We start from the raw sequence: 11,298 nt of genomic DNA on the forward strand, positions 1-11,298 counted from the left end.
TAAATTATAAATGTGCTAAAAATTATATATAAAATAGAAATAGAAAGAGGTGCAGGACATTGGCTATTGAACATGCCATCTTGTCCACAAAAAACATAAAAAATAGATTTTCGGATACATGGAAGCATCATAGAGAAAAATATTTGTTGATAGCTCCATTTGCAGTCATATTTATTTGTTTTACTGTTATTCCAATTGTGATCTCAATTATGTTAAGTTTTACTTCTTTTAATATGTTAGAGCTACCTAAGTTTGACGGATGGAGTAACTATATTAACTTAATTGTAAATGATAGCACATTTCTTATAGCAATTAAAAATACACTGCTTTTTGCTCTTATAACCGGACCAATAAGTTATATAATGTGTTTTGGGTTTGCATGGTTAATTAATGAACTGCCTCCAAAAATAAGGGCTGTTATGACTTTGGTGTTTTATGCCCCGTCAATATCAGGAAACGCTTATTTAATATGGAAACTTATATTTTCTTCGGATATGTACGGATACATAAATGCATGGCTTATGCGGTTAGGTTTAGTTTCAGAACCTATTTTGTGGTTTGATACAAAAGAATATGTTATGCCTATACTAATTCTTGTTCAATTGTGGTTGAGTCTTGGCGTGGGTTTCCTCGCTTTTATTGCCGGATTTCAAACAATTGATAAGAGCTTGTATGAAGTTGGGACTATTGATGGAATAAAAAACAGGTGGCAAGAACTTTGGTATATTACTCTTCCCTCTATGAGGCCTCAGTTAATGTTTGGTGCAGTTATGCAGATAACGCAATCTTTGTCTGTTGCCGGTATATCCATGGAACTTGCGGGTTTTCCATCTGTTGAATATGCTGGGCATACAATACTTACACACCTGTATGATTATGGGAATATAAGGTTTGAAATGGGATACGCATCAGCCATAGCTACTTTATTGTTTTTGATAATGATGTTATCCAATATCATTGTGCAAAAGCTTTTAAGAAGGGTCGGTGAATAACTGTGATAGCTGTAGCAAACAAGAAAATTAAAATATTAAAAAGGCGGAAGATGTCCAATAGAAGCCTTGCTGTTGATATTATCCTAACAATAATATTGGGTTTATTCGGGATTTTTAGTGTATGGCCGCTTGTGTTTGTTATTAATAATGCATTTAAACCATTAAATGAGATTTTTCTGTTTCCGCCACGGCTTTTTGTTCACAACCCGACTCTTAACAATTTCAAAGACCTATTCATTATTATAGGAAATTCATGGATACCTTTTTCAAGATATATTTTTAATACTGTGTTTATTACCATTATGGGAACGCTTGCGACCGTTTTTATTGGTTCAATGGCAGCTTTTCCCCTTGCAAAATATAAATTTCCGGGGTCAAAAATAATGTCAAATTTAATTGTTTATTCTTTAATGTTTAACGCTACAGTTACAGCAATACCTAACTACATAATTATGTCAAGATTGGGCTTAATTGATAGTTATTGGCCGGTGATTATCTCTGCGGCAGGATCAACGTTGGGATTATATTTAATGAAGAACAATATGGTACAAATACCTGATTCCCTATTAGAGGCTTCTAAAATGGATGGTGCAAGTGAATATAGGATATTTTTCAGCGTAGTTATGCCGCTTTGTAAACCGGCGTGGATAACTTTAATTGTATTATCGTTTCAATCTCTGTGGGGTACAACAGGGGGCTCGTTTATATATTCAGAGAAACTAAAGCCGGTAAGTTATGCTTTATCACAGATAATAAGCGCGGGTATTGTAAGAACCGGTGTTGCATCTGCTGTTACACTAATTATGCTGATAGTACCAATAACAGTTTTCATAATATCTCAGAGTAATATTATTGAGACTATGGCTACATCAGGAATAAAAGAATAAGGCTCAAAAGAATAAAACTCTGGGAAGGAGGATGTTATTTAATAATTATGAAAAATAAGTTTTTATTGCTTTTATTATGCTTTACCACTATTTTTTCTTTAATTATACCGGGTATATCCGTAAACGCAGAATATACATTTGAGACTAACTATATATATGACTCCTGGAGATATCCACAAAAAAGTATTCCTGCATATGAACTTGTAGAAACAATTGATTATACAAATATGGATAATATACCTTTATCAAGCGTTGATGATGTATTTGTCAGTAATGGTAAGATATATTTGATAGATTCGGTTGAGAGCAGACTCAACATATTTGACGAAAACAATAAGCTTATAATATCTGTCAAGTTGCTTAAAGATAAGGATAATAAAATAGTCGTTGATCCTGAAACCAATACACAGGTGATTTTGAAAAACCCCGAGGGGGTATTTGTTAAAGAGGATATAAAAGAAATATATATAGCTGATACAGGCAATGAAAGAATTATAATTTTAGATAGCGAAAAATATTTTTTGAAAAGAATTATTAAGAGACCGGATAATATGGTTGGAGTTACGGTATTCAGGCCATCAAAAATTGTTGTTGATAACGCAGGAAGAATATATACAGTAGTACAAGGAAACCACGAAGGTATAATTGAATTAAATAATGATGGCAGCTTTTCAAGATATTTTGGTGTTAATAAGCCAAAGACCAGTATTATTGAATATTTTTGGAAGACTATAGCTTCAGAAGCACAAAAGGAAAAAATGGGAAAAGTGTATGCACCTTCTTTTAACAATCTGGATATAGATCAGGAGGGTTTTGTTTATGCGACGACTTTTGATGCAGCTGCAGTTGACAAGGTATTCCGCTTAAATGCAAAAGGGGAAAATGTACTCAGAGGGGCTGGTGAAAATAAAATAATAGGGGATTTAACAGATGCGGATTATCAACTGAAAAGCATGTTTGTCGATATTGCCGTATCGGACTTTGGAGCGTACGCTTTGCTTGATAAAGCCAGGGGTAGAGTTTTTATTTATAACTTTGATGGCGATCTTCTCAATGTTTTTGGCGGATTGGGAAATATTAAAGGGAATTTGCAGGAACCAACAAGTATTGCATGGTATAGCAAGAAAATCATTATAACCGACAAAAAGCTTGTAAAGGCTTTCATATACCAGCAAACCGAATTCGGTGAAGCTGCCCTTGGAGCAGCAGAAAGCTATTATCATGGCAGATGGGACGAAGCGGCTGTACTGCTTGAAAAAGCCTTATCATTGAATTCAAATTATGATGTTGCTTATGCCGGTATTGGTAAAAATCTTCTAATGCAGGATAAATTCGAAGAAGCCATGTACTACTTAAAATTGGGAAATGATAGGGCATATTACTCGAAAGCATACAATGGATATAGGGCTCAGAAGATTCAAGAAGAGTTTATATGGTTTGCTTTAGTAGTTCTCATATTTATAGGATATATCATTTATTCGGAATACAGGTATTATAAGAAAATAAAGTCAAAGGAAGGATGATTCATGTTAAAGCAGTTAATTTATGTAAACTTTCACCCCTTTGATGGGTTTTATCAAACCAGGTTACAAAAAAAAGGCAAATATATAATTGCGACCACGCTATTGGTTCTATATGGTCTATTGCAAATTATATCTTATCAATATACAGGATTTATAATGAATAATAATCCTATATTTAGAATGAACAGCATAAGAATATTTGTACTTGCTCTATTTCCTATTATCCTTTTTGTTGTAAGTAACTGGAGTGTAACAACAATATTTGAGGGGAGTGGCAGTATAGGAGATATATACGTAGTAGTGTGTTATTCATTATTTCCTAAAATTATATTTGACTTGATTGGTGTCATTTTAAGCAATTTTATAATTTATGAAGAAATGCCTATATTGATAGCATTTGTATCGATTGGAACAGTGTGGTTTTGTTTTCTTGTCTTTTCCGGGCTTTGTGTAATTCACGAATATACTGTTTTTACAAACATATTGATGATAATTTCAACATTTGTAGCAGCAATAATAATTATATTTCTGACTATGCTTTACTTAACTATCATGAGCAAAATGGTAAATTTTATTATTACAGTTGTCAATGAATTTTTTAGAAGATGGTGATAAAGATGAGCAATAACGGAGTTACATCATTTGGGAAAGGTATTCAAAATTTAAAACAACTAAAACCAGGTTATCTTAAAATCATTGTAATTATTGTACTGATTATAATTTTAACACTTAGTGCTTTGTTTATTAAAAATAATATAACAAAAGGTCAGACCATTCCTTCATATACTCCGATAGGTTTATCCGAACCGTTGGAACAAATACCTGCACAGAGTGGTGAAGTGCTTGTTGCTGATACTTCGGACAAGAAAATGTATATTGATACTACATCTTTAAACATAAGAATTGAAGATGTTGAAACTGGTGCAATATGGAACTCTATATATGATGGTGATGATAAAGCAACAGAATATGAGAAATCCCCCATTATAATTAAATTTTTGGGAAGAGATAGCAAGATATATGAGTGGTCAGCTTATAAATATTGTATAAGCAATGGGAAATATGATATCTATAAAATCAAAAACGGGGTCCGGATTGTATTTAACTTTGTGCAAACCGATTCAACCAGGTTAGAAGAATACATGCCAAAGAAAATATCAATAGAGCGTTTCCGGGAAGCTTTTTTGGACAAATTGGAAGAGAAGGTTTCTAATGGCACATTAAGTGAGGAAAAGGCAGAAAGGTATAAAAGTGTTCTATTTATGATATATGAGAAAGATGAGAAGAATAATTGTTACTATAATAAGTTTTCCGGTTCTCCTTCAGCATCTGTTGTTAATTTGTTGATTGAGCTTTCAAAAGAAGTCGGATATACCAGGGAAATGCTCATTCAAGACAGCCAGGAATTCGGTATAACTGTTAATATTGTTGAACCTGCAGAATTTGAAGTGGTTATGGAAGCCACTTTGGAACAAAACGACTTTGTTGTAAGAATTCCAACATATGAAATAGAAAATAGGAATGATTCCTACATACTCCAGAATATCATGGTATTACCTAACTTTGGGCTTATGCCTGCTAATGCGGCTGATGAAGGCTATATACTGGTGCCTGACGGAGCAGGGGCATTATTTAAATTTAACAGTTTTAATGATAAATATCCTGAATATACCAGGCCTATATATAATAATACTTATTATAATACCCTTTATGAAATGCCTGAATATCCGGAAGAGATTTATATGCCTGTATTCGGAATGATGTTCGAAAATCAGGAAAGCCATATGCAAGGCTTTTTAGGGATGGTTGAAGAAGGTGCGCATACAGCTTATATAAATGTAAGACTAGGCAGTGAAAATATTGAAAGTGGGGGTACACCTTATAATAAAGTATTTGTGTCCTTCGATTCAACACAGTATTCACGTGTAAAAGTGTTTGGACCTTATAGCACTAATGATGCCAGGTACCTGGCAGTGACCGGAATGATTAACATGGATTTTATTATAAGATATAAATTATTACCGGAAAATGCTTCTTATTTTAACATGGCAATGGAATACAGAGACTATTTAATAAAGAAATATAATCTTAATATTCAATATGATAATAAACCCAAACTATTTATAGAAGTTATTGGAGCTTTATCGGTACAGGATAGATTTCTTGGTATACCCTATAATAAAGTAATTTCAATGACTACTTATAGTGAACTTTTGAATATCCTAAAAGATATGGAGCCTATTAACAAAGTAATAAGCTATAATGGTGCTTTTAATGAGGGAATCAACAACAAAATGATGAATAATGCAAAACTAGTAAAGGAAAATGGAACCAGGCAGGAACTAAAGCTTCTTAAAGATTATGTTATGAGGAGTGGTGATGAATTTTATCTGGGGGTCGATTTAACAAAAGTATATCGACGTGGAAATGGATTCAGTAAAAAAATATTTGCACTTCGCGGCTTTAATGGAAAACCAGTAGAAATAATGGGATATAATCTAGCTACAGGAATATTCGATGTACGAAGCAACAGCTATTACATTATTAATCCAAAGTATTTTAATTATATTATTGAAGGCTTTATTAAGAGTACGCAGGAGTTTGAGAGTATAACTTTAAATGATATGGGATATATGTACTATGCAAATTATAATCCAAGAGAAATGATTGATCCGATAGAATCCAACATAATTATCCACGATAGTTTTGCTAGGCTGGCACAGGAAAAAACTCTTGCAATAAATAATCCTAATATTGACAGGATGATTTATGGTAAATATGCTATAAATATCTCAAGGGAGAGCAGCGATTTCGGAACAATATATTGCTCTATACCATTCAGACAATTAGTAATGAACGGGTTAGTGGAATATACCACACTCAATGTAAATATGTCCAAAGAAAGCAGCAGGTATTATATATTACAGGCACTTGAGCTAGGAAGTTATCCTAAATTTACCATATGCGAAAAGAGTGTTGACCTGCTGAAAAATACAAGTTTTTCTTACTATTTTTCAACTCAGTATAGCGAGCTTCGTGATACCATTCACAAGTTTTATGAAGAATATGAATCAGGATATAAAAAAATCAACTCAAAAGAGATTATAGGACATAGAATACTTACAGAAAATGTTTTTGAAACAAAATATGCATCGGGAACTACCGTTATAGTAAATTACAATAAATATCCGGTAAATGTTGATGGAAACGAAATTGAAGCACTGGGCTATTTTATCCGGAGTAATTAATTTGGGGGGAATCGAAGTGAAACAGGAAGGCAAAGTGAAACAAAAAACTGTAAAATTAAAGCGAATAAGCTATTCAACATCTCGCAGGCTTAATGCACTGTTATTTATTTCGCCATGGTTGGTGGGGTTTATTGTATTCTTTATAATGCCTATGTTTAATACTATACTGTATTCGTTCAATTCTGTCAGTGTTGCTGAAGAGGGAGGGATACAATTTGAGTTTACCGGGATACAGAACTATATTGATTTATTTAGAACAGAGGTATCCAGCAGAGGCCGGCAGTTTGCAAGGGTTTTTCTAGATGAAAATATAAATATATTTGTAAATACTCCTCTCATTGTTATCTTCAGCCTGTTTCTGGCAATTCTTATTAATATGAAGTATAAAGGCAGAAGTGTTGTTCGTGTTATCTTCTTTCTTCCAATAGTTCTTGGAATCAAAGTTGTTACCAATCATCTTATGATTTCCACGGGTGGAGATATTGTTGATGCCGCAGTTGATAGTGTAATAGATAATACAAGGCTGATGAATGTGCTGATTTCTTATACCTTTTTACCTGTTAGTATCACCAGGTTTATGTCAGGTGTAGTTTCTAATATATTTAATCTTATATCACAATCAGGCGTACAGACATTGATTTTTTTGGCGGGGCTGCAATCCATTAATCCTTCCCTGTATGAAGTAGCTAAAATAGAAAGCGCAAACAGTTATGATGTTTTCTGGAAGATAACTTTACCATTGCTTTCAAATGTAACCCTATTTGTTTTAATATATACTTTTGTTGACCTGTTTTTAGCATCGCCCATAACAAAAGAGATATACACTTTTGCGTTTAAGAAAAATAATATTGGTATAGGTTCTGCATTATCTGCAGTTTACATGTTTAATATACTTTTAGATTTAGGAATTTTAATATTGTTATTAAGAAGCAGGAAAGGTGGCGTGAGGCACAGTGAGATTTACTAATAATTTTTTCAATGCATTTAATAAGCTATCTGTAGTTCGGTATGAGGGACTTTTAAGCAATACATATATAGTAAAACAAAAGATTGCGAATATTGTATATAAAATATTTTTGGCATCGCTGATACTTGGATTGTGCTTTTCAATATTATATCCGCTTCTAAAAACGTTACCTGTCGTATTTTGCGATATAGAAGATCTTGGTAATCCTGATGTTATATGGATGCCTATCAAGAGATCGGTTACAAGTTTTAGGGCAGCGATTAGATTAATATACGGTAACGGACTGGTAATGGTTCAATCCCTTGGATATGCAGCGATTATTACGTTTATACAGCTGTTTATTTGTTCTATGACCGGTTATGCACTGGGGAGAGTTAAGTTTAGAGGGAGTAATTTCCTCTTTTTCCTGGTAATTGTTACATTTGTTGTTCCTCCTCAATCTTTATTAATATCACAGTATCTTCATTTTAAGAACTTTGATATATTTGGGATTATTAAAGCTTTAACCGGAAGTACAATAGACCTTATAAATAAGCCATATGCATTATATATAATAGCGTTTTTTGGCTTTGGAGTAAAGCAGAGCCTTTTTGTATTTATTTTCAGACAGTTTTACAGGGGTATGCCGGTTGAGCTTGAAGAAGCAGCTTTAATCGATGGGTGCGGTTTTCATAAGACTTATTATCGAATAGCCTTGCCAAATGCTATTCCGGCGATAGTTACAGTTGCAACATTAGCTTATGTCTGGAATTATGGCGATACATATTATACTGCTTATTTCCAACCCGATGGACCTTACCTGAGCATCAGATTAACCCAAACATTTATGTCAGCAAATGTGAGTAATGTATTAAGAGCAGTAAGTATATGGTTTGATGCCCCGGGCGTAACCACCTTTGCTTTTGATGCGGTAAAGCAGGCAGCAGTAATATTATATATGTTACCGTTACTGGTGGTATATTTTCTGGTTCAGAAAAAGCTTGTTGAAAATTTTGAACGTTCGGGTATTGTCGGCTAAAAACAATACCAGACATTCCTAGTTATGGAACCGGAGATACCTTTGCCATATAGAATAGACCCCCCAGTTCTTTTTACCCTGGTAAAAAAAGATTCAGAATGACGAAATCTTGAAGGGACATCCTTAAAAAAGGGGTCCTTTTTTATTTTTACTTGTTTTTAGTGGTACATGATATGATATAATTAACCGGGATGGATGAAATATTTCATTGAAGAGTTAAAAAATGAGAAGGAAGGTTTGTGATGGATACTAAAACATTAGAAATGCTCAAAAGGGTGAGCGAAAATTACGATATTAAGGGGTCAATAGAAGGTTACTCAAAGTACTTAAATGGCCATATAAATGATACATATTATGTTAAATTCTCCGTAGACAGTAATTCGCCGGGGAAGTATAGGGAATATGTTTTCCAGAGAATAAATGATTATGTTTTTAAAGAACCGTCAAAGGTAATGCACAATATCAAGGAGATTACAAGGTACTGGAACTTATTGGAAAACAAGCCTGACTGTGATATTATAACTTTCCTTGACAGTAAAAGCGGGGAAAACTATATTTACTGCGATGGCAGCTGCTGGCGCGTGTGCTCTTATGTTGAAAACTCGGTAAGTTATGAAACTGTGGAAGACCCAAAAGTGTTAAGAAGCGCAGGGTATGCCTTTGGGCGTTTTCAGTATGCGCTGTCCGGTTTTCCAATAGAAAAACTGTATGAGACTATTCCGAACTTCCACAACACCAGGAAAAGGTTAGATGACCTGTTTAAGGTGGTGACTGCTGACCCACTGGGAAGGGTTAAAGGGGTTATGAAGGAAATAAGTTTTTTTGAAAGATACTATTCACTTGCATCAAGGCTTGTGGATATGCAAAACAGGGGAGAATTACCTCTTCGCGTCACCCACAATGATACCAAGTATAACAATATACTTATGGATAAAGATACCTGTGAACTGCTGTGTGTTATCGATCTGGATACTGTTATGCCGGGATTAAGCATGTATGACTTTGGTGATGCTGTGCGTTTTGCAGCAAATACTGCGGTGGAGGATGAAACCGATTTATCAAGAGTGGGTTTGAACATGGAGAATTATATAGAGTTTACAAGGGGATTCATAAGTGCATCAAAAGATTTTTTAACAAAGAATGAACTTGAGAATATGGCACTTGGAGCTGTAGTTATTACAATAGAACTGGCATCGCGCTTCCTTGCTGACCACATTAACGGCGATAAATATTTCCGCATACACAGGCCAAACCACAACCTTGACAGGGCAAGGTGCCAGATAAGGCTGGCTCAAGACATGATTGAAAGGTACGATGAGATGTGCGAGATAGTCCGGGATGTGTACATGGCACCGGCTAAAAAATATCGAAAATCGTTGGAACTTGCAAAAGTATTATATTAATTTGCGGAGATTGCTTTTATTATTTCCCGTTATCACATGTATGAACAGGTTTATTTTCACAAGACTACCCGATCGGCTGAAAAACTTATACAAAATATTTTTCTGAGGTTGAAAGAACTGATTGATAAGGGAAAAAAAGAAAAGATAGGACATGTAGACAATTGTATATTAGAAGTATTAACTGGTAATATTAACATAGAGAATTATCTTAAGCTTGATGATTTTATGTTAATAACGTACATTAATAAGTGGGCAAGTGAAAGTGAAGATGAATTGTTAAGATATTTATGCGGCAATTTTATTAATAGAAGATTGTATAAACTTGTTGCTGAGACTGAAAATATGCAATTATTGGATGGAGCAGATTATAAAAGAGTATTTGAATTTTTTAGGGAAAAGAATTTGGATGAGAAGTATTATTTTGTAGAAGACAGTTATATTGATGTGGCATATAAAGATGACTATCTTTTTGGGGAAAAAAGAAGCGAAGATGCTGGACACATATGGCTTATTGATAAATTTGGAAGTTTAGTTGATTTAGGAGAAGCTTCGCATATTGTTAAAGCTTTAAGGAATAACTTAAAAGCTAAATACAGGGTTTATTGTGATAGGAGTGTTTTTCAGGAATTCAAAGAAAAAAATATAATAGGGGGGGGTAAAAGTCGTGAATGAATCATTAAAAAAGTTGTTGAATCTTGTTCATGTTAAAGGAAAAATTCCCGGACGTTGGCTGAGGACATGATTGCGAAGTATGATAAAATGTGCAGTATAGTCCGGAATGTGTACCTGGCACCACCCGAAAAATGTTGAAAAATATGGAGTTGATTAAAATAGAAATATAACTTGGCTGTCTATTCTTTTCGATCCATATATACTCTAATATTAATAACATCAATGTAGCCAACATTACAATATTATATACGAAACATCACAACATTATATGTGAAAATGATCAAAAAAATGTAAAAATTTACAAATAACATATACTGTGCAACCTATTTTAGTTGCTTTTTATTAATGCAACCCATAAAGGTTGCGTTTATAGGGAATAGAAATGCATATTTTATTTTAAAAAGCGGATTGTTGATATTTAATTTCATAATTGTAATGATTGTAATAATCAAGTAAATGGTCTATAATCATTAATAAAGAATTAAATAAAAATTATTCAAGAGTGTGTTAAATAAATAATGTGTAAGGGATTGAAAGGATCGGATTAGGGTGCGAGAGAGGAGCGAGTTGGATTGAAGAAATTGCCAT

The 11,298-nt window shown here is 33.6% G+C and carries 9 protein-coding genes; all 9 read left to right on the forward strand.

Going from position 1 to position 11,298, the window contains the following annotated elements:
- The first annotated feature begins 80 nt into the window (after positions 1–80).
- The 9 genes from HPY74_11000 to HPY74_11040 all read left to right on the forward strand — a co-directional run bounded on the left by HPY74_11000 (position 81) and on the right by HPY74_11040 (position 10,710).
- Positions 81–992: a sugar ABC transporter permease gene (locus HPY74_11000; GenBank protein NSW91175.1), complete on the forward strand. Its 912-nt coding sequence runs from the start codon at positions 81–83 to the stop codon at positions 990–992.
- A 50-nt stretch (positions 993–1,042) separates the two neighbouring features.
- Positions 1,043–1,879, forward strand: coding sequence for a carbohydrate ABC transporter permease (locus tag HPY74_11005; protein NSW91176.1), 837 nt, complete (start codon positions 1,043–1,045; stop codon positions 1,877–1,879).
- Positions 1,880–1,926: 47 nt separating this feature from the next.
- Positions 1,927–3,402 carry a hypothetical protein gene (locus HPY74_11010; GenBank protein NSW91177.1) on the forward strand — a complete coding sequence of 492 codons (1,476 nt, stop codon included), beginning with the start codon at positions 1,927–1,929 and terminating at the stop codon, positions 3,400–3,402.
- A 3-nt stretch (positions 3,403–3,405) separates the two neighbouring features.
- Positions 3,406–4,014, forward strand: coding sequence for a YIP1 family protein (locus tag HPY74_11015; protein NSW91178.1), 609 nt, complete (start codon positions 3,406–3,408; stop codon positions 4,012–4,014).
- A 5-nt stretch (positions 4,015–4,019) separates the two neighbouring features.
- A complete protein-coding gene (locus HPY74_11020) occupies positions 4,020–6,650 on the forward strand; it encodes a hypothetical protein (GenBank protein ID NSW91179.1) in 2,631 nt (876 codons plus the stop codon).
- A gap of 16 nt (positions 6,651–6,666) precedes the next feature.
- Positions 6,667–7,617: a sugar ABC transporter permease gene (locus HPY74_11025; protein ID NSW91180.1), complete on the forward strand. Its 951-nt coding sequence runs from the start codon at positions 6,667–6,669 to the stop codon at positions 7,615–7,617.
- Entirely contained in the window at positions 7,604–8,635 is a 1,032-nt protein-coding gene (locus tag HPY74_11030; protein NSW91181.1) for a carbohydrate ABC transporter permease, read from the forward strand. Before HPY74_11025 ends, HPY74_11030 begins: the two co-directional genes overlap by 14 nt.
- A 239-nt stretch (positions 8,636–8,874) precedes the next feature.
- Positions 8,875–10,038 carry an aminoglycoside phosphotransferase family protein gene (locus HPY74_11035; GenBank protein NSW91182.1) on the forward strand — a complete coding sequence of 388 codons (1,164 nt, stop codon included), beginning with the start codon at positions 8,875–8,877 and terminating at the stop codon, positions 10,036–10,038.
- A 108-nt stretch (positions 10,039–10,146) separates the two neighbouring features.
- Positions 10,147–10,710, forward strand: a complete 564-nt coding sequence (locus HPY74_11040) for a hypothetical protein (protein NSW91183.1) — start codon at positions 10,147–10,149, stop codon at positions 10,708–10,710.
- The last annotated feature ends 588 nt before the right edge of the window (positions 10,711–11,298 follow it).

It is taken from the genome of Bacillota bacterium, assembly GCA_013314855.1.
Taxonomy (GTDB): Bacteria; Bacillota; Clostridia; order Acetivibrionales; family DUMC01; genus Ch48.